This window comes from Flavobacterium yafengii, assembly GCF_030010375.1.
Taxonomy (GTDB): domain Bacteria; phylum Bacteroidota; class Bacteroidia; order Flavobacteriales; family Flavobacteriaceae; genus Flavobacterium; species Flavobacterium yafengii.
The window spans coordinates 416,781-435,944 of the sequence record NZ_JASCRY010000002.1 but is presented as its reverse complement, the minus strand read 5'-3'; the positions used below and the strand labels follow the sequence as shown (position 1 = coordinate 435,944).

Sequence of the window (19,164 nt, the reverse complement as noted above, 5' to 3'; positions counted from 1 at the left end):
AAACAAAATATAATGATAGATATATCTCAAAAAGAAGTTTGGTTTGTAGTAGGCAGCCAAGAATTATATGGCGAAGAAACGCTAAGAAAAGTAGCAGAGCATTCGCAACACATTGCAAAAGGGTTACACGCTTCGTCTCATATACCAGTGAAAATTGTATATAAAGATGTGGTAAAATCACCCGCACAAATTACTAATGTATGTTTAGAAGCCAATTCGAACAAAAACTGTATTGGTATTATTGCTTGGATGCATACTTTTTCGCCTGCTAAAATGTGGATTGGCGGATTAAACATTCTTAAAAAACCATTGTGCCATTTACATACCCAGTTCAACGCTGAAATTCCATGGGCTTCTATGGATATGGATTTTATGAATTTAAACCAATCGGCTCACGGAGACAGAGAGTTTGGTTTTATCATGTCCAGAATGCGTAAAAAACGTAAAGTGGTTGTAGGACATTGGGAAGACGAACGCGTTCAAAAGAAATTAGGCATTTGGTCCAGAGTCGTTTTAGGTTGGGATGAATTCCAAAACTTAAAAGTGGCAAGATTTGGAGACAACATGCGTGAAGTTGCAGTAACTGAAGGAGATAAAGTCGAAGCCCAAATCCGTTTTGGTTTTTCGGTAAATGGTTTCGACTCTTCAGATATTACCAAACACATTGACAAAGTTTCTGATGCTGATACGAATGCATTAGTCGAAGTGTATGAAGCGTCTTATACTTTGGCTCCAGCCCTTCAAAAAGGAGGAGAAAAAAGAGATTCATTGCTAGAAGCTGCCCGAATAGAAATAGGATTAAGAGCATTTCTTGTAGAAGGAGGTTTTGGTGCTTTCACCGATACTTTCGAAAATCTGGGTTCATTAAAACAACTTCCGGGAATTGCTGTGCAACGTCTTATGGCTGATGGATACGGTTTTGGTGGAGAAGGCGACTGGAAAACTGCCGCTTTACTCCGTGCGATGAAAGTAATGAATGTAGGTCTTGAAGGAGGAACTTCTTTCATGGAAGATTATACGTATCATTTCACGCCTCAAAAATCGTATGTTTTAGGGTCTCATATGCTAGAAATTTGTTCTTCTATTGCCGATGCAAAGCCTTCTTGTGAAGTTCACCCATTAGGCATTGGAGGAAAAGAAGATCCGGTTCGTTTGGTATTTAATGTAGCTGCTGGAAATGCTATCAATGCTTCATTGATTGATATGGGTAACCGTTTCCGTTTGATTGTAAACGAAGTAGAAGCAGTTGCACCTATGGCCGATTTGCCTAAACTTCCTGTTGCTCGCGTCTTGTGGGACTGTAAACCAGACCTTGATATTGCTGCAACAACATGGATTTTAGCAGGTGGAGCACATCATACGGTATACAGCCAGGTTTTGACAACTGAATATATGGAAGATTTTGCCGATATTGCGGGTATAGAATTGCTTGTTATCGATGAGAAAACAACCGTTAGGGACTTTAAGGATAAAATTAATGCTAATGAAGCGTATTACCATTTGTTTCAGCACGGTCTATAATTTAAGTCTAATGTCATAAAGTCTTAATGTCCTAATGTATAGGATTGAAGTTTTAGTTAATTTTTAAACTTTCGACTTTGAGACTTTTAAAAAACTAAAAAACGAATCATTATGAATGTATTAAAACGTTGCATTTATGGAATTTCCATAGTAAGTTTGGCCAGTATGAATATTCAATGCAAAAGCGATAAAAAAGTGGAAGAAACTGTTACAGAAGCAAAAGCTACTGATGTGGTGACTATCGAAAAATCAGCTTATGGAACGACTCCAAAAGGCGAAAAAATAGACAGTTACAAACTGAAGAACCAAAAAGGAATGGAAGTGGATATTATCACTTATGGTGGAATTATCTCTTCTTTGAAAGTGCCTAACAAAGCCGGAAAATCAGAAGAAGTAGTGCTTGGTTTTAATTCATTGGAACAATACATGAAACCAAATCCGTATTTTGGAGCCCTTATCGGAAGATACGGAAACCGAATTGCAAAGGGAAAATTTACTTTGGACGGAAAAGAATATGCTTTGGCCATCAACAACGATCCTAATGCTTTACACGGAGGACCGGAAGGTTTTCACAGAGTGGTTTGGACTGCCGAAGAAGCAAAATCCGGAGACAATGCTTCGCTAAAATTGAAGTATGTGAGTAAAGACATGGAAGAAGGATATCCTGGAAACCTAACTGTTTTTGTAACCTACACGTTGAACAATGACAACTCATTGGACGTGGTTTATGAAGCAACAACCGATAAGAAAACGGTGGTGAACTTAACACAACATTCGTATTTCAACTTGTCTTCTGATTTTTCTAAACCAATTTTAGATCATGAAATCACAATCGATGCAGATAAATTAGTTCCAGTTGCAGCAACACTTATTCCAACAGGAAAATTGACAGATGTAACCAATACACCTTTCGATTTCAGAAAAGCGAAAAAAGTGGGTGCACAAATCGAAGCCAAAGACGAACAATTGAAAAACGGATTGGGTTACGACCATTGCTGGGTTCTTAACAATCAAGACAAAGGAGAGCGCTTTGCGGCCTCGGCTTATGATGCAGGAAGCGGAAGATTATTGGAAGTGTACACGGACCAACCGGGAATACAGTTTTATTCCGGAAACTTCTTAGACGGTACTTTACCCATGAGAAATGGCGGAACGTATACTCGCAGAACTGGTTTTTGTTTAGAAACACAACACTATCCAGATTCTCCAAATCAAAAAGATTTTCCAACTACGGTTTTGAATCCAGGTGAGAATTATAAAACAAAAACAAGCTTTAAATTCTCTGTTAAATAACAATACACTAACTAATTTAATAGATTAGTTTCTATTCCCATAAATAAGTTGAATGGTTTGGTTTAAATATGGAACTAGTTAGTAACCCCGAAAGTAAAACTTTCGGGTTTTTTTTATGGCATCAGGCAATTTAATACTGCTGTTTTAGTGTTGTGTTAGATAACTTTCTTAATTGCGAGCGCAGTCTAATAGAATTTATAGTTATTTACTTTTGAGAGTGTTCACGAGCGATACACTATCGGTAGCTAGAGGATTTGACAATTCATCTCAAATACAAAACCATCTTTCCATTAAGCCCAATGCCCAAATCAGTTGTAGTAGCTGTTAACAGAGGTTGCTATTTTAGCTTCACCATTTCAAAATCTAGCACGACTCCAGGCATACCTTCAAAAGTAGAACTACAAATAGCTTTTAGTCCTTCTATTTTGATTATTTCAACGCTAACTTTTTTTCCATTCATTTCTGGTGAAGCTTTTAAATATATTAATTCATAATTGCATTCCGATTTCCATTCGACTGTTCCTTCCAACTCGTTTAAACCATCAGTAGATTCTTTTTGATTTTTTTCCGTTCTAGTCAGAGTTGTAATTGGAAGTTTATAGTTAATACATTCTATCTTAAATGTACCAATTTTAAAATCGACACAAGTTAAAGTTTGTGATTTGGCAAAACTCGAAATCATTATTAATATAAAAATATATAGTGTTCTCATATTTTTCTGTTTAGGTTTTAGTCAATATTTGCTAACGTTCGGTACTACAGCGGGTTTGGGATTAAATTAAGTCCATTATTCGGATTTGCCAAATCTGCCAAATACAAAACCAACTTCCCATTAAGCCAATTGCCCAAATCCGTTGTAGTAGCTGTTATGCGTTCGGCTTTTTTTAAAGCAATCATTTTCTATTCAACTTTTTGAGCTTGTTCTTTATACTTTTCGACAAACTCTTTTGCTTCTTTTATGTTTTCAGGATATTGTACATAATTTTCATAAACTATGATTCCACTTTTTTTAACTTCAACATTTTCATAAATATGTTGATAGTAAAAACCCTGTTCAATTAGAAATTTGACGGTTTCCCATTTCTTGTTTTCGGTTTTTTTAGGCGGTTTAAATCTGTGAGATATTAAAGTCATAGGTTTTCCACATTTTCAGCAACGCTTTTCATCTCAACAATCAATTTGTTAGCATAATCTAAAAATCCAATTTGCGAAAAATCCATTGCGAACATATCCTGATATGTTTTTTCAACATAAGTTACACCACTCAAAATCAATTTGCGCGCACGAATTTTCAACTCCATAATAATAGGATCTAAAACATCATAATCCGGATGCTTACTTGAAATCATTTTTTCTCCCCGGATAAAATGATTAGCCGCACAAAAAGCAATCGTTTTGGATTTACGTTTATTTTGGTGCGCAATTTCCACCACCATAAGAAAACCCTTCAGGAGATTCTTTACGGGAAGTGATAAGCTCAATTTTCATGTTTGTGATTTGTTCGTGAAAATGTATTAAAATGTTGCGTTTTGTTGTTGTAAATGTAGGAAATTAAGAAATACAAAAATCATTGAACGCAAAAAAACCACTGAATACAGTGGGTTTTGTTGTGAAGGCAGAAGGATTCGAACCTTCGACCGCCTGCTTAGAAGGCAGGTGCTCTATCCAGCTGAGCTATGCCTCCATTTATCATTATTTTGAGTCTGCTTAGAAAGCAGGTGCTCTGTAGTAATAAACAGAGTAAAAATTAGTCGGGGTGGCAGGATTCGAACCTGCGGCCTCCTGCTCCCAAAGCAGGCGCGATAACCGAGCTACGCTACACCCCGAAAAGCAAAATTATAAAGCGGAGGGACAGGGACTCGAACCCTGGCACCGATTACTCGATGACAGTTTAGCAAACTGCTCCATTACCACTCTGGCACCCCTCCAAGCTCAAAGAAACGTGTCCTGTTTTGCGGTTGCAAATTTAAGACATCTTTACGTTTCTCACAACTATTTAGGACCTTTTTTTTAATATTTTTTATCATTTTTACAAAAACACTTCACAATCAAATATATAGAATAGAAATAAATTTAAAAAAAGATAATGCCAAAATCAAAATTTGAAATTGTTTAAAAAAGATTAAATTTGCTACATAAACCAACATTATAAAAAGTCATGAACAAAAGAGTTGTTATCGTTTCTGCCGTTAGGACACCTATCGGAAGTTTTATGGGGGGATTATCTACAGTTACTGCTCCGAAATTAGGAGCAATCGCTATTAAAGGTGCTTTAGATAAAATAAAGTTAGATCCAAATTTAATTGATGAAGTATTCATGGGCAATGTAGTTCAAGCCGGTGTAGGACAAGCTCCTGCCAGACAAGCTGCACTATTTGCCGGTTTACCAAATTCAGTTGCCTGCACCACAATAAATAAAGTATGCGCTTCAGGAATGAAAGCGGTTATGTTAGGCGCGCAAGCTATTCAGTGCGGTGATGCCGAAATTGTAGTTGCCGGAGGAATGGAAAACATGAGTTTGATTCCACACTACATGAATTTAAGAAATGGAACTAAATTTGGCCCTGCAACCATGATTGACGGAATGCAGAAAGACGGGCTTACTGATGCTTACGATAACAGCGCTATGGGAGTGTGTGCTGACTTATGTGCTACAGAATATAATTTCTCCCGTGAAGATCAAGATAACTTCGCAATTCAATCGTATGAGCGCAGTGCAAAAGCATGGGATTCTGGAAAATTTGACAATGAAGTTGTTCCTGTTCCTGTTCCGCAAAGAAAAGGAGATCCTATCATTGTTTCTAGAGATGAAGAATTCACGAATGTGAAATTAGATAAAATACCATCATTAAATGCTGTTTTTACAAAAGATGGAACTGTAACTGCAGCCAATGCGTCAACAATAAACGACGGTGCAGCGGCAGTAATATTAATGAGTGAGGAAAAAGCAATCGCTTTAGGACTAAAACCTTTAGCTTACATCAACGGATATGCCGATGCAGCCCAAGAACCTAAATGGTTTACTACTAGTCCAGCAAAAGCAATCCCTAAAGCATTGAAAAAAGCTGGAATAACAATCAATGATGTAGATTATTTTGAATTCAATGAAGCATTTGCCGTAGTCGGTTTAGCCAATTCGAAAATTCTTGGATTAAAAGATAACAAAGTAAATGTAAATGGTGGTGCTGTATCTTTAGGACATCCTCTTGGTTGTTCAGGGGTTAGAATCATTGTTACATTATTAAATGTTTTAGAACAAAACAATGCTAAAATTGGTGCTGCTGCAATTTGCAATGGCGGTGGCGGTGCTTCAGCAATTGTAATTGAAAGAGCTTAAATAATTATATGTTAAGAGTTATAGGCTTGAAAAACCTGTAACTCTTAATTCTTAACTCATAAAAGAACCTAAATGTTCGGAATTTGTAATCTAGCCATAATCCCACTTCGCTTTGAACCCAGTGACAGAAGTGAAATCGTTTCTCAAGTTTTATTTGGTGAACATTTTGAAATTTTAGAACAATTGAAACAATGGTCCAAAATCAGAATGCAATATGATGATTACGAAGGTTGGATAGATTCTAAACAATTACAACTTATTTCCGAAGCCAGTTTTAAGCAACTATCTTCTGAAGCTATCATTTTAAATGCTGACTTAATAGAATATATTACTGCACCAAATAATGTATTAATACCTATCCCACTTGGCTCTTCGGTATCTTTTATACATCATAATGAGATAAATATTTCGAATTTTGATTTTGAAGGAACAAAAACCAGTGGAGAGAAAAGCAAAGAAAGCTTAATAAATACTGCCTTTATGTATTTGAACGCTCCTTATCTTTGGGGAGGAAAAACTCCTTTTGGTATTGATTGTTCCGGATTTACTCAAATGGTATACAAACTCAATGGCTACAAATTATTACGGGACGCCTCTCAACAATCAACACAAGGAGAAGCTTTAAGTTTTATTGAAGAAAGCGAACCTGGAGACTTAGCCTTTTTTGACAATGACGAAGGTAACATCATTCATGTAGGAATTATAATGGCTGATAATTACATCATTCATGCCAGTGGAAAAGTACGAATTGACCGCATTGATCATTTAGGAATATTTAATGCTGAGACAAACAAGCATACTCACAAATTAAGAGTTATCAAAAAAATAGTATAAAAAAAAACCCTGTCTAAAACTTAGACAGGGTTTTTTATTTAAGTAATTCGCATTACATCTTTGCTTTCAATGCTTTGTATTCAGCAGTCATTTCTAATGCGCTGTAAACTCCTAAAAGAGTCTTAGAAACATCCACATTTTTAGGGTCTAGTTCAACCGCTTTTTCAAGATAAGGAATTGTTGCTTTAAAAAGCTCTTCTCTTTTCTTTTTCAATTCATCATAACGCTTCATATCCTTAGTAGATGTTCCAAGCTTGTTCATTTCATCAATGATTGCTTTCTCATTTTCTAATTTCAATGCAGCTAAATTAATATACCCATTAATATATTTTGGGTTAATTTCTATAACTCTTTTGTAATATTTTTCAGCATCTGCAACATTCTTAGCATTTGCACTTAACACTCCCAAGTTAAAAATCAAATCAGCGTCATTTGGATTTTTTTCCAATACTTCAGCTATTAATTTTTTATACATATCGAAATCTTTTGTTTCCAAATAAAGATTAGCTTCCGTTAAAGTCAACGAAGTATCTTCCGGGTTTGCTATTCTTGCTTCTGAAATTGCTTTTTTAGCTTCTTCAGTTTTACCTTTTTCAACTAAAATCAAAGCCATATTTTTATAAATCTCACCTCTTTTAGAAGGAATAACTTCAGTTCTTGGCTTTTCATGTGTTCCTAACTTCACCATTCTGTCTCTTTCTTGAAGTGTCGTAAAAAAGTCTTCTTGACTAGTTAATTTATTAACTGCAAAATAGCTAGTTCCTTTTCCAGAATAGTTTAAGTTTTTCAAATCATCATACAACTTAAGCGCCGCATCATAATCTTTAGCATTTACATAAGTAGAAGCTGCGTAGTATAAATTGATAGTGTCTTTTCTATCTAACAAATAAGCATCATATAATTTTTTAGCACTATCAGCATGCTTATCTACTTTTGAATCAGCAATTGCACCGTTAATCAATTTGAATTTAATGTCAGTAATTGAAGTTGCAGCTTGAGTTGAAAATTTTACTTTCCCAGAAGCTTTCTCAGCAGCAATCAAATCTTGATATGCTTTTGCAGCAAGCGAAAGATTTGTATTAGTATCAACATTCTTGTTAGCTAAATCCAATAAAGAATTTCCTTTTACAAAGAAAAACTGTGCTTTTTCAGCATCTGGAGCATTCGCTATTAAAGATTCCGCTTCCATCAAAATGGTTACGGCTTCTTGAGACTTACCAGCTTTTAGCGCTTTTTCAGCGGCTTTAATTTGATCTTTTTGAGCAAAAGTAGCTACTGATATCAATAATGCTGATGCTAGTAATACATATTTACTTTTCATAATATTCTATTTTTGTTTAATAATTATTCTTGGTTTTTCTATTTTCTAATTATGCTTCATCATCTTCATCGTCACCCTCAGCCTCGTCATCAGCTTCCTCTTCTTCAGAATCGTCTTCATCGTCATCCTCTTCCGAACCTTCGTCCTCAAGAACTTCTAAAACTGGTTTAACTCTTTCGATAGCTTCCGTTTCGACAACATTACCTTCTTCATCTACAACTACTTCAGCAACATCATCTTTCATTACTTTTGTAACTGCTGCAATCGAATCGTTTCCTTTGATGTTAATCAACTTCACACCTTGAGTGGCACGTCCCATAACTCTCAAATCTTCAACAGCCATTCTGATTGTTAATCCTGATTTGTTAATAATCATTAAATCATCAGCATCTGTAACGGCATTTATCGAAATCAGTTTTCCTGTTTTCTCAGTAATATTTAAGGTTTTAACTCCTTTACCGCCACGATTTGTAATTCTGTATTCATCTAGGCTGGAGCGTTTTCCATAACCATTTTCAGCAACAACGAGAATTTCGCTGTTCATGTCATTTACAGTAACCATGCCAATTACTTCGTCAGTATCATCTTTAAGAGTAATTCCACGTACACCAGAAGCTGTTCTTCCCATCGGACGGGTTTTAGTTTCTTCAAAACGAACTAATTTACCGGATTTTACAGCTAAAATAATTTGACTTTCTCCATTAGTTAATTTTGCTTCTAATAATTCATCGCCTTCTTTGATAGTAATTGCAGCAACTCCATTAACTCTAGGTTTAGAATATTTCTCTAAAGATGTTTTCTTAACCTGACCTTTTTTAGTCACCATAATCAAATTATGACTTTTGATGTATTCTTGGTCTTTTAAATCTTGGGTACAAATAAATGCTTTTACTTTATCGTCACTTTCAATATTTACCAAATTCTGAATCGCTCTACCTTTAGCTGTTTTGCTTCCTTCCGGTATTTCATAAACACGCATCCAGAAACATTTTCCTTTTTGGGTAAAGAACATCATATATTGGTGATTTGTCGCTACAAACATGTGTTCTAAGAAATCTTGATCTCTTGTTCCTGCACTTTTTTGACCAACTCCTCCTCGATTCTGTGTTTTATATTCCGTAAGATTGGTACGTTTAATATAACCCGCATGAGAAATAGTAATTACTACATTCTCATCAGCAATTAAATCCTCAATACTTACATCGCCTCCTGAATATTCAATTTGAGAACGACGAGCGTCTCCATATTTATCTCTAATTTCCGTAAGTTCCTCTTTAATTAAAGCTATTCTCAAGTTTACATCTGCTAATAAAGCTTTCAAATGCTCGATTAACTTCATGATTTCATCGTACTCTGTTCTTAACTTATCTTGTTCCAGACCCGTTAATTGTCGCAAACGCATTTCTACAATGGCACGAGATTGAATATCTGACAACTTAAATCTTTCGATTAATTTTTCTCTTGCTTCTTCGGTACTTTTTGAAGCTTTGATTAAAGCAATCACTTCATCAATATTATCCGATGCGATAATCAAACCTTCTAATATATGCGCTCTTGCTTCCGCTTTTTTTAATTCAAATTGCGTTCTGCGAGTAACCACATCATGGCGGTGTTCAATAAAATAATGAATCAAATCTTTCAGATTCAACATTTGCGGACGCCCTTTTACAATGGCAATATTGTTTACACTAAACGAAGACTGTAATTGCGTAAACTTATAAAGTGTGTTTAAAACTACGTTTGGTGTTGCATCACGTTTTAAAATATAAACGATACGCATCCCGTTTCTATCCGATTCATCTCGAATATTTGCAATTCCATCAATTTTTTTATCATTAACCAAATCAGCAGTACGCTTAATCATATCTGCTTTATTGACTTGATAAGGAATTTCGGTAACAATTATACACTCTCGTCCATCCACTTCTTCAAAACCAACTTTGGCACGCATTACAACTCTACCTCTACCAGTTTTGAAAGCTTCACGAACCCCTTCATATCCATATATAATACCACCAGTAGGAAAATCTGGGGCTTTAATATGTGTCATCAGCTCATCAATCTCAATATCATTATTGTCCATAAAAGCTAACGTACCGTTGATCACCTCAGTTAAGTTGTGAGGTGGCATATTGGTAGCCATACCTACTGCAATTCCTGTTGCCCCATTTATCAATAAGGTAGGAACACGAGTTGGCATAACTGTTGGCTCTTCTAGAGTATCATCAAAATTCAATTTAAAATCGACCGTTTCTTTATCGATATCTGCCAAAATTTCTTCCGAAATCTTACGCATTCTAGCCTCTGTATAACGCATCGCTGCAGGACTATCGCCATCTACAGAACCAAAGTTACCCTGACCGTCAATCAATAAATAACGCATGCTCCATTCTTGAGCCATACGAACCATAGCATCATAAACAGAGGTGTCACCGTGTGGGTGATATTTACCAAGAACTTCCCCAACAATTCTTGCGGACTTTTTGTGAGCCGATCTGGAGTTAACACCTAAATCATGCATTCCAAATAGTACTCTTCGATGTACTGGTTTCAAGCCATCTCTAACATCTGGAAGTGCTCTTGATACAATTACCGACATCGAGTAATCGATGTAAGCTGTTTTCATTTCATCTTCAATGTTAATAGGAATTAACTTTTCTCCTTCAGACATAAGTTGTTATATTAAATAATTATATTAGTTTCAAAACGTGCCAATATACGCTTTTTTGAAATTTTTAGACTAATTTTAAAATACTTATTTCAATGATTTATCAACAAATTTTACGGCTATTTTAGTTAATAAATTAAGTCAATTTTAACTTTAATATTATTTTTATTTTTGTCAATTAGCTGACAGCACTTCATAGAGGAATGGTTTTTGTTTTTCTATCACTAATTCACTAAATTTACGATATCAAATATATATTATGGATGATAATTTTTCACCAAGAGTAAAAGACGTTATTACTTACAGCAAAGAAGAAGCTTTGCGGCTAGGTCATGACTTCATAGGAACAGAGCACTTAATGCTGGGTATCTTAAGAGACGGTAACGGGAAAGCAATTCAAATATTGAATAACTTATCTGTTGATTTAGACCATTTACGCAGAAAAGTAGAGATCTTAAGTCCTGCAAGTCCGAGCCTGGAAGTAAATGTTGAAAAGAAAAACTTACATTTGACACGCCAAGCAGAACGGGCATTGAAAACTACTTTCCTTGAAGCAAAAGTTTTTCAAAGTTCGTCTATCAGCACAGCACATTTATTGTTGTGTATTTTAAGAAATGAAAACGATCCAACAACCAAGCTATTGAATAAATTAAAAATTGATTACGATATAGCTAAAGAACAATATCTAAACATGACTCCAAACGAAGAAGATTTTATAGAAAATTTGCCACGAAACGAATCATACAATGACGATTCAGGACAAGATGACAGTCTGAAAGAAGGAACTTTCAACAATCCAGCTAATAAATCCAATAAAAAATCTAAAACACCAGTTTTAGATAATTTTGGAAGGGATTTAACCGAAATGGCTGAAGAAGGAAAACTAGATCCTGTTGTAGGACGTGAGAAAGAAATTGAACGCGTTTCTCAAATTTTGAGCCGTCGCAAAAAGAACAACCCATTACTTATTGGAGAACCCGGAGTAGGAAAATCAGCAATTGCCGAAGGTTTAGCCTTGCGAATTATTCAGAAAAAAGTTTCTCGTACTTTATTTAATAAACGTGTGGTAACTTTAGATTTAGCCAGTCTTGTTGCCGGTACAAAATACCGAGGACAGTTTGAAGAACGCATGAAAGCAGTGATGAATGAATTAGAAAAAAATGACGATATCATTCTTTTCATAGATGAAATTCACACTATTGTGGGAGCTGGTGGCGCAACAGGCTCACTGGACGCTTCTAATATGTTTAAACCAGCACTAGCTCGTGGAGAGATTCAATGTATTGGCGCAACAACATTAGACGAATACAGACAATACATAGAAAAAGACGGAGCATTAGAAAGACGTTTTCAAAAGATAATCGTGGAACCTACATCAGTTTCTGAAACGATTACTATTCTAAATAACATCAAAAACAAATACGAAGACCATCACAATGTTACCTACACACAAGAAGCAATTGAAGCGTGTGTGAAATTAACAGACAGATACATGTCGGAACGTTTTTTACCGGATAAAGCAATTGATGCATTAGACGAAGCTGGTTCTAGAGTTCACATTACCAATATTGAAGTTCCTAAACAAATTTTAGATCTCGAACGTCAATTAGAAGACGTACGTGAATTGAAGAATGTTGTGGTGAAAAAGCAAAAATACGAAGAGGCTGCTAAACTTCGTGACGATGAAAAACGTATTGAAAAAGACTTAGCTATCGCTCAAGAACAATGGGAAGAAGATGCTAAAAATAACCGAATTGAAGTTACTGAAGACAATGTAGCTGATGTTGTTTCCATGATGAGTGGAATACCTGTTAATCGTATTGCACAGACCGAAAGTAACAAACTAGCTAAACTACCAGAACTTATTGAAGGAAAGGTAATTGGACAAAGAGAAGCCGTAATGAAAATTGCTCGTTCTATCCAAAGAAATCGTGCAGGATTAAAAGATCCGAATCGACCAATTGGTTCTTTCATTTTCTTGGGACAAACCGGTGTTGGTAAAACTCAATTAGCTAAAGTATTGGCTAAAGAATTATTCGATTCTGAAGATGCATTAATTCGTATTGACATGAGTGAATACATGGAGAAATTTGCAATCTCTCGTTTAGTTGGGGCACCTCCGGGATATGTAGGATACGAAGAGGGTGGTCAATTAACAGAGAAAGTCAGAAGAAAACCATATTGTGTCGTATTATTGGATGAGATAGAAAAAGCGCATCCTGATGTTTTCAATATGTTATTACAAGTTTTAGATGATGGGTATTTGACAGACAGTTTAGGCCGAAAAATTGATTTCAAAAACACTATAATTATCATGACTTCCAATGTTGGAGCCAGACAATTAAAAGATTTTGGACAAGGCGTTGGTTTTGGAACTGCCGCCAAAGTAGCTCAGGCTGATGATAATTCGAAAAGTATCATTGAAAATGCATTGAAAAAAACTTTTGCTCCAGAATTCCTTAATAGAATTGACGATGTAATTGTTTTCAATGCTTTAGAAAAACATGATATTGATTTGATTATCGAAATCGAATTGAAAAAATTATTTGCTCGTGTTGCTGAATTAGGCTACCAATTGAATCTTTCTGACAAAGCAAAAGCATTTATTGCAGAGAAAGGTTTCGATAGACAATTTGGCGCCAGACCATTAAAAAGAGCTATTCAAAAGTATGTTGAAGATGCCCTTGCAGAAGAAATCATCACTTCGAAAATTACATCTGGAGATGAGATTTTCATGGATATTGAAGATGGCTCACAAGAATTAACAGTGCAGATTCATAAAGCTGGAGAACCTACAAATCCTTAAATTCATTAACAATTATAGTAAAATAAACCCGTTACGTTTTTATAACATAACGGGTTTATTCTTTACAGTAAACACACTTTTTTTGAAAACAAATATTTACATTTGGTCTTTATAAAAAAGGTTAAACAAAATTAATTTATGTCAGATAACAAAGTTATTCTAGGTAGTGAAGAATGGTGTTCTTTTCCAGAATTAGGAATTCCTACTATTAAAGCCCGAGTAGATTCCGGTGCAAAAACATCCGCTTTACATGCTATAAACATTGCTCCATTTATTAAAAATGAAAGCAACTGGGTAAAATTTGACATCAACCCGATACAAAACAATCTAAAAACGGTAATTCATTGTGAAGCACCTTTAATTGATAAACGCATCGTTAAAAGTTCGAGTGGTTTTAGAGAACAACGCTATGTTATTCAAACAAATCTTCAAATAGGAAGTTCAAAATGGCCTATTGAAATGACGTTGACCAATCGAGATTCAATGGGTTTCAGAATGCTTTTAGGCCGTGAAGCCATGAGTGGAAGAGTTCTGGTTGATCCAGAACAAAAATATCTTTTGGGCCAACCTACTTCTGATAGTTTAAAAGAATTATATAAAAATTCTGAAAAAGCAAGTTCTGGTTTGCGAATCGGACTTTTAGCCAGCAATCCTGAATTGTACAGCAACAAGCGTATTATGGAAGCGGGAGAAATGCGTGGTCACGAAATGCACTTCCTAAATATCAAGGAATGCTACATGAAACTAGATGCAAAAACACCTGAAATTCATTATCGTGGCGGTAAAATATTAAATCAATTTGATGCCATTATACCAAGAATAAGACCAAGTATTACTTTTTACGGTTGTGCTTTGACCAGACAATTTGAAGCCTTAAAAGTATATTGCTTAAATTCATCTAACGCCATTACGCAATCACGCGATAAATTATACTCTTTGCAATTACTGTTGAATCATGGCGTAGAAATTCCTACTACAGGTTTTGCAAATTCACCATTGGATACCGATGACTTGATAAAAATGGTTGGAGGTTCTCCTTTAATTGTAAAATTACTCGAAGGAACTCAAGGGAAAGGTGTCGTCTTAGCCGAAACAAAAAAAGCCGCAGAAAGCGTAATCAATGCTTTCAAAAGTTTAAATGCGAATATATTAGTTCAAGAATTCATCAAAGAAGCAAACGGAAAAGATATCCGTTGTTTTGTAATTGATGGAAAAGTAGTCGCCGCCATTCAGCGTGAAGCGATGCCAGGCGAATTTAGAGCCAACATTCATCTTGGAGGAACTGCATCGGTTATAAAAGTAACTGCAGAAGAAAAGCGTATTGCCATAAAAGCAACGAAAGCAATGGACTTAAAAGTCGCTGGCGTTGATATTATTCGCTCTTCAAAAGGGCCATTATTATTGGAAGTAAATTCATCTCCAGGATTGGAAGGAATTGAAGGAGCTACCAATAAAGATATAGCCGGTGAAATGATAAAAGCAATTGAAAAAAATTTTAAACTAAAATAGCAATCACTAGCCGTTTACAGGCTATTGAAAACTTTTAAATTTACTTTAAACATAAAAAAATGAACGAATATCTTGATATAATTCTTCGAAGTACTGCCGTCTATTTTTTTATGGTTATTGCTTTGCGCCTATTTGGTAAGAAAGAATTATCTCAACTGAACACTGCCGACGTGATATTGATATTGCTGATAAGCAATTCCGTTCAGAATGCAATGGTAGGAAACGATACAAGTTTATTGGGAGGTTTAGCCGCGGCAACTGTATTGTTTACCATCAATTTTATTTTAAAGAAATTGATGTTTAAGTACCCAAGATTCAGTGATTTCATGCAAGAAAAACCAGAAATCCTAATTCACAACGGAAACCTGGATTTTAAAGCATTGAGCAAATTAAACATCACTTCCGATGAATTAAAAGAAGCCATGCGCGAACATGGTATTGAATACTTTAAAGATGTAAAATTGGCAATGCTAGAAATAGACGGAAATATTAGTATTATATCCGGCGAAAATAGTCTTCGTCAAACCCATTATAAACGAAGACGCATTCATAAAAATTTGAGTGGAATAAATTAGATCTAAAGACTCCGAAGACATTTGAAGAAATTTAAAACAAACGAATTTCACCCTATAGTTCTCAAATAATTATGCTCGATTCTTTCAAAATATACTTTCAATCCAAAACAAATCTAACGGACGAACAGTTTCTTTCGATTACAGATACGTTGCAATCTAAAAAAGTAGAAAAAGGAACTGTCCTACTCCATCAAGGCGATATTTGTCATCACTCTTTTTTTGTATCCAAAGGATTATTGCGTTCCTATACCATTGACGAAACCGGAAAAGAACATATCATTCAGTTTGCGGCTGAGAACTGGATTATTTCAGATAGAAGCAGTTCTTATTTCAATGAACCTTCTGAATTGTTTATTGATGCCATTGAGGATACTGAAATTGTGTTTATCGATAAAAAATTCATTAATGCCGCCGCAGAAATCAGTATTTCTTTTCGAGAGCAGGACAATATTGCGCTACACAATCACATTCGACAGCTTCAAAAACGAGTGAACCTCTTACTGGGAGCAACAGCTGAACAACGCTATTTGGATTTCATAACCATTTATCCAAGCCTTACTTTACGTATTCCACAATGGATGATTGCTTCCTATCTGGGCATTACACCCGAAACCTTAAGCAGAGTTCGCAAGGAATTAGCCAAAAGAAATTTTAAGCCCTATTAATTCTTTTCAAATTCATTTCTTATCCTACATCAATGCATCTGGTTTTAATCCATAGTAAATTTGTACTATAATTAAAATAAGACAACGCAATGAAAACAAAAAATATTGAATTAGTATTGGCTCCACCTCCACCACACATGGTAGGTGACGGATTTAGAGTACACAATTTTATCCCAAGTGGATATCATTTAGACATGAAAAGAATGAGTCCATTTATCATGATGGATTATAATTCTAAATTTTATTTTCCGCCAACGGACCAACCCAGAGGCGTAAGTGTTCATCCACACAGAGGTTTTGAAACCGTTACGATTGCTTATAAGGGAAAAGTAGCGCATCATGACAGTTCTGGAAACAGTGGCATTATTGGAGAAGGAGATGTACAATGGATGACTGCAGCTTCGGGAATTTTACACAAAGAATACCATGAAGAAGAATTTAGCAAAAATGGTGGTGATTTTCAAATGGTACAGCTTTGGGTCAACCTTCCGGCAAAAGACAAAATGTCAACACCAAAATACCAAGGGATTACAAACGACCAAATCAATAAATTTGAGCTTCCTGGAAAAGGTGGCGTGATTGAAGTTATAGCTGGTGAATATGAAAATTTGAAAGGTTCAGCTTCTACTTTTACACCTGTACATTTACAGAATGCCAAATTAAATAAAGGAGCAAAAGCATCTTTTCATTTTCCGGCAAATTACAACACCGCTTTACTAGTAATTGAAGGAAGCATAAAAGTGAATGATGCTGAAAATGTTCCTGCAGATCATTTTGCATTGTTCGAAAATGAAGGCGAAGAATTTACCATTGAAGCTACTGAAAATGCAATCATTTTAATTTTAAGCGGAGAACCTATCAATGAACCTATTGTAGCACACGGACCTTTTGTAATGAATACCCAAGCCGAAATCATGCAAGCATTCGATGATGTGAATATGGGGAAATTCGGTTATTTAGAAGAATAATTCCTTATTTTTATATTTTTAAAATACATCAAAATGTCAAATATCAAACTGATAATAGAAGAACGCCCGAGCAATATTGGCAACTTTATGGTTGGGCGATTGCTTCCCTTTCGAGAAAAAAGAATGGTTGGACCATTTGCATTCATTGATCATATGGGACCAACCTGTATGAGCGACTACGAAAATTTAGATGTTCCGCCACATCCACATATTGGACTTTCCACTTTAACCTATTTGTTCGAAGGAAGCATTATGCACAAAGACAGTTTGGGAACTGAAATGGAAATCAAACCCGGGCAAATCAATTGGATGACATCAGGAAAAGGAATCGTTCACTCGGAACGAACGCCTGAGTATTTGCGTAGTTCTAATAAAATGCTGCACGGACTTCAAATTTGGGTGGCATTACCGAAAGAATTGGAAGAAATGGAGCCTTCTTTTTTTCACGTTCCTGAAAATCAAATACCAGAATGGAAAACGGATGATATTGCCTATAAACTTATAGCTGGCGAAGTACTTGGCAAAAAATCACCTGTCCCGGTTTACAGTCCGCTGTATCTTTTAGAACTAAAAAGCACTACGCGTCAAACAGTCACTATTGGCGAGCATCTATTTGGCGAAAGCGCTTTGTACATTTTAGAAGGCAGTATTGAAAGTGAGGGAAATGTTTTTGGTCCAAAGCAAATTTTGATTGCCAAAGACAGCAAACTCTGCACCTTTGATATGACAGAAAACACCACTATTTATATTTTTGGAGGAGTGCCTTTTCCAGAAGAACGAATTATCTATTGGAATTTTGTCGCATCGACCAAAGAGCTGATTGAAAATGCAAAAGAAAAATGGTTGGCACAATCGTTTGATAAAGTTCCCGGAGAAACTGAATTTGTTCCACTTCCTGATCAAAATAAAAGACAATAATATGGGCAAAATAACAGCAAGTATTAGCACTGAACTTTATAAAACAGAAATACAATCCGAAACAAATTTTATTATTTCTGATGAACCTGAAAGTAGCGGAGGAAAGGATTTAGGCTTTGCGCCAAAAGAATTACTGGCGTCCTCTTTGGCGGCTTGCACCTGTATTACATTGCGCATGTATGCAAACCGAAAAGGTTGGGATTTAACTGATGTAAAAGTTGAAGTCACTTTTGAAACTGATTCAGTAGAAAATAAATTTAAAATAATTCGCAACATTCAATTATTCGGGGATTTAGACACTGATCAAAAAGCCCGATTAGTAAACATTGCCGATAAATGTCCGATACACAAAATTTTAACCAACCCAATCGAAATAACAACAGCATTAAATTAGAAACACATGAAATTAGAACAAATAAACGATAGCAAAAATGGATATTTTAGAGCGTTTGACAACGAAATAGAAGCTGGAAGAATGACGTATACTTGGGCTGGAACCGATAAATTTATTATTGACCACACCGAAGTAAATCCTGATTTTGCAGGACAAAGTGTAGGTAAAAAAATGGTGATGGAAGCCGTACAATATGCACGGGAAAATAATCTCAAAATTTTACCATTATGTCCTTTTGCGAAAAGCGTATTTGACAAAACGAAAGAAATACAAGACCTACTGTTTTAAAAAAATTAATTTTAGAGCATAAAAAAACCATTCGTCAACGAATGGTTTTTTTTATGATTGTTATTTT

Annotated in this window: 18 protein-coding genes and 3 tRNA genes; 12 read left to right on the top strand and 9 right to left on the bottom strand. The window is 35.4% G+C overall.

Features of this window, described 5'->3' with window-relative positions:
* Nucleotides 1-12 precede the first annotated feature (12 nt).
* On the top strand, nt 13-1,521 hold the full coding sequence (gene araA, locus QLS97_RS09420) for an L-arabinose isomerase (RefSeq protein ID WP_282716201.1): 1,509 nt from the start codon (nt 13-15) through the stop codon (nt 1,519-1,521).
* Nucleotides 1,522-1,632: 111 nt separating this feature from the next.
* Nucleotides 1,633-2,814, top strand: coding sequence for an aldose epimerase family protein (locus QLS97_RS09415; RefSeq protein ID WP_282716200.1), 1,182 nt, complete (start codon nt 1,633-1,635; stop codon nt 2,812-2,814).
* 337 nt (nt 2,815-3,151) lie between these two features.
* On the opposite strand, the gene QLS97_RS09410 is transcribed toward QLS97_RS09415, so the two are convergent.
* The 7 genes from QLS97_RS09410 to QLS97_RS09380 all read right to left on the bottom strand — a co-directional run bounded on the left by QLS97_RS09410 (nt 3,152) and on the right by QLS97_RS09380 (nt 4,742).
* A complete protein-coding gene (locus tag QLS97_RS09410; RefSeq protein ID WP_282716199.1) occupies nt 3,152-3,526 on the bottom strand; it encodes a hypothetical protein in 375 nt (124 codons plus the stop codon).
* A gap of 44 nt (nt 3,527-3,570) precedes the next feature.
* A complete protein-coding gene (locus QLS97_RS09405; protein WP_282716198.1) occupies nt 3,571-3,711 on the bottom strand; it encodes a hypothetical protein in 141 nt (46 codons plus the stop codon).
* Between the two features lie 3 nt (nt 3,712-3,714).
* Nucleotides 3,715-3,948 carry a hypothetical protein gene (locus tag QLS97_RS09400; RefSeq protein ID WP_282716196.1) on the bottom strand — a complete coding sequence of 78 codons (234 nt, stop codon included), beginning with the start codon at nt 3,946-3,948 and terminating at the stop codon, nt 3,715-3,717.
* Nucleotides 3,945-4,295, bottom strand: a complete 351-nt coding sequence (locus QLS97_RS09395) for a hypothetical protein (RefSeq protein ID WP_282716194.1) — start codon at nt 4,293-4,295, stop codon at nt 3,945-3,947. The genes QLS97_RS09400 and QLS97_RS09395 overlap by 4 nt, the downstream gene beginning before the upstream one ends.
* A 129-nt stretch (nt 4,296-4,424) precedes the next feature.
* Nucleotides 4,425-4,498, bottom strand: a tRNA-Arg gene (locus QLS97_RS09390).
* A gap of 67 nt (nt 4,499-4,565) precedes the next feature.
* Nucleotides 4,566-4,640: transfer RNA gene (locus tag QLS97_RS09385), tRNA-Pro, on the bottom strand.
* An 18-nt stretch (nt 4,641-4,658) separates the two neighbouring features.
* A tRNA-Ser gene (locus QLS97_RS09380) sits at nt 4,659-4,742 on the bottom strand.
* 230 nt (nt 4,743-4,972) lie between these two features.
* Between QLS97_RS09380 and QLS97_RS09375 the strand changes: the two genes are divergently transcribed.
* Nucleotides 4,973-6,151, top strand: coding sequence for an acetyl-CoA C-acyltransferase (locus QLS97_RS09375; protein WP_282716192.1), 1,179 nt, complete (start codon nt 4,973-4,975; stop codon nt 6,149-6,151).
* Nucleotides 6,152-6,223: 72 nt separating this feature from the next.
* Nucleotides 6,224-6,985, top strand: a complete 762-nt coding sequence (locus QLS97_RS09370) for a C40 family peptidase (RefSeq protein ID WP_282716190.1) — start codon at nt 6,224-6,226, stop codon at nt 6,983-6,985.
* Between the two features lie 52 nt (nt 6,986-7,037).
* On the opposite strand, the gene QLS97_RS09365 is transcribed toward QLS97_RS09370, so the two are convergent.
* Both QLS97_RS09365 and gyrA read right to left on the bottom strand, forming a co-directional pair.
* Nucleotides 7,038-8,306, bottom strand: a complete 1,269-nt coding sequence (locus QLS97_RS09365; RefSeq protein WP_282716188.1) for a tetratricopeptide repeat protein — start codon at nt 8,304-8,306, stop codon at nt 7,038-7,040.
* A gap of 49 nt (nt 8,307-8,355) precedes the next feature.
* Nucleotides 8,356-10,977 carry a DNA gyrase subunit A gene (gene gyrA, locus QLS97_RS09360; RefSeq protein ID WP_282716185.1) on the bottom strand — a complete coding sequence of 874 codons (2,622 nt, stop codon included), beginning with the start codon at nt 10,975-10,977 and terminating at the stop codon, nt 8,356-8,358.
* Nucleotides 10,978-11,233: 256 nt separating this feature from the next.
* On the opposite strand from gyrA, the gene QLS97_RS09355 reads away from it, so the two are divergent.
* From QLS97_RS09355 to QLS97_RS09320, 8 genes are all read left to right on the top strand, one after another.
* Nucleotides 11,234-13,780 carry an ATP-dependent Clp protease ATP-binding subunit gene (locus QLS97_RS09355; RefSeq protein WP_282716183.1) on the top strand — a complete coding sequence of 849 codons (2,547 nt, stop codon included), beginning with the start codon at nt 11,234-11,236 and terminating at the stop codon, nt 13,778-13,780.
* Nucleotides 13,781-13,918: 138 nt separating this feature from the next.
* Nucleotides 13,919-15,289: a 30S ribosomal protein S6--L-glutamate ligase gene (gene rimK, locus QLS97_RS09350; RefSeq protein ID WP_282716181.1), complete on the top strand. Its 1,371-nt coding sequence runs from the start codon at nt 13,919-13,921 to the stop codon at nt 15,287-15,289.
* Nucleotides 15,290-15,348: 59 nt separating this feature from the next.
* The gene (locus QLS97_RS09345) at nt 15,349-15,864 is read left to right on the top strand and encodes a DUF421 domain-containing protein (RefSeq protein WP_282716179.1); all 516 of its coding nucleotides are present in this window, start codon (nt 15,349-15,351) and stop codon (nt 15,862-15,864) included.
* A 68-nt stretch (nt 15,865-15,932) separates the two neighbouring features.
* Nucleotides 15,933-16,529, top strand: coding sequence for a Crp/Fnr family transcriptional regulator (locus QLS97_RS09340; protein ID WP_428831784.1), 597 nt, complete (start codon nt 15,933-15,935; stop codon nt 16,527-16,529).
* An 89-nt stretch (nt 16,530-16,618) separates the two neighbouring features.
* Nucleotides 16,619-17,497 carry a pirin family protein gene (locus QLS97_RS09335; protein ID WP_282716176.1) on the top strand — a complete coding sequence of 293 codons (879 nt, stop codon included), beginning with the start codon at nt 16,619-16,621 and terminating at the stop codon, nt 17,495-17,497.
* Between the two features lie 33 nt (nt 17,498-17,530).
* Nucleotides 17,531-18,415, top strand: a complete 885-nt coding sequence (locus QLS97_RS09330) for a pirin family protein (protein ID WP_282716175.1) — start codon at nt 17,531-17,533, stop codon at nt 18,413-18,415.
* Between the two features lies 1 nt (nt 18,416).
* Nucleotides 18,417-18,809 (top strand): OsmC family protein, encoded by a 393-nt coding sequence (locus QLS97_RS09325; protein WP_282716173.1) that lies wholly within the window; start codon nt 18,417-18,419, stop codon nt 18,807-18,809.
* Between the two features lie 6 nt (nt 18,810-18,815).
* Nucleotides 18,816-19,097, top strand: a complete 282-nt coding sequence (locus QLS97_RS09320; protein WP_282716171.1) for a GNAT family N-acetyltransferase — start codon at nt 18,816-18,818, stop codon at nt 19,095-19,097.
* Nucleotides 19,098-19,164 lie beyond the last annotated feature (67 nt).

Coding starts and splice junctions, on each gene's coding strand:
- araA (WP_282716201.1), top strand. CDS start 13: ATGATAGATATATCTCAAAAAGAAGTTTGGTTTGTAGTAGGCAGCCAA.
- QLS97_RS09415 (WP_282716200.1), top strand. CDS start 1,633: ATGAATGTATTAAAACGTTGCATTTATGGAATTTCCATAGTAAGTTTG.
- QLS97_RS09410 (WP_282716199.1), bottom strand. CDS start 3,526: ATGAGAACACTATATATTTTTATATTAATAATGATTTCGAGTTTTGCC.
- QLS97_RS09405 (WP_282716198.1), bottom strand. CDS start 3,711: ATGATTGCTTTAAAAAAAGCCGAACGCATAACAGCTACTACAACGGAT.
- QLS97_RS09400 (WP_282716196.1), bottom strand. CDS start 3,948: ATGACTTTAATATCTCACAGATTTAAACCGCCTAAAAAAACCGAAAAC.
- QLS97_RS09375 (WP_282716192.1), top strand. CDS start 4,973: ATGAACAAAAGAGTTGTTATCGTTTCTGCCGTTAGGACACCTATCGGA.
- QLS97_RS09370 (WP_282716190.1), top strand. CDS start 6,224: ATGTTCGGAATTTGTAATCTAGCCATAATCCCACTTCGCTTTGAACCC.
- QLS97_RS09365 (WP_282716188.1), bottom strand. CDS start 8,306: ATGAAAAGTAAATATGTATTACTAGCATCAGCATTATTGATATCAGTA.
- gyrA (WP_282716185.1), bottom strand. CDS start 10,977: ATGTCTGAAGGAGAAAAGTTAATTCCTATTAACATTGAAGATGAAATG.
- QLS97_RS09355 (WP_282716183.1), top strand. CDS start 11,234: ATGGATGATAATTTTTCACCAAGAGTAAAAGACGTTATTACTTACAGC.
- rimK (WP_282716181.1), top strand. CDS start 13,919: ATGTCAGATAACAAAGTTATTCTAGGTAGTGAAGAATGGTGTTCTTTT.
- QLS97_RS09345 (WP_282716179.1), top strand. CDS start 15,349: ATGAACGAATATCTTGATATAATTCTTCGAAGTACTGCCGTCTATTTT.
- QLS97_RS09335 (WP_282716176.1), top strand. CDS start 16,619: ATGAAAACAAAAAATATTGAATTAGTATTGGCTCCACCTCCACCACAC.
- QLS97_RS09330 (WP_282716175.1), top strand. CDS start 17,531: ATGTCAAATATCAAACTGATAATAGAAGAACGCCCGAGCAATATTGGC.
- QLS97_RS09325 (WP_282716173.1), top strand. CDS start 18,417: ATGGGCAAAATAACAGCAAGTATTAGCACTGAACTTTATAAAACAGAA.
- QLS97_RS09320 (WP_282716171.1), top strand. CDS start 18,816: ATGAAATTAGAACAAATAAACGATAGCAAAAATGGATATTTTAGAGCG.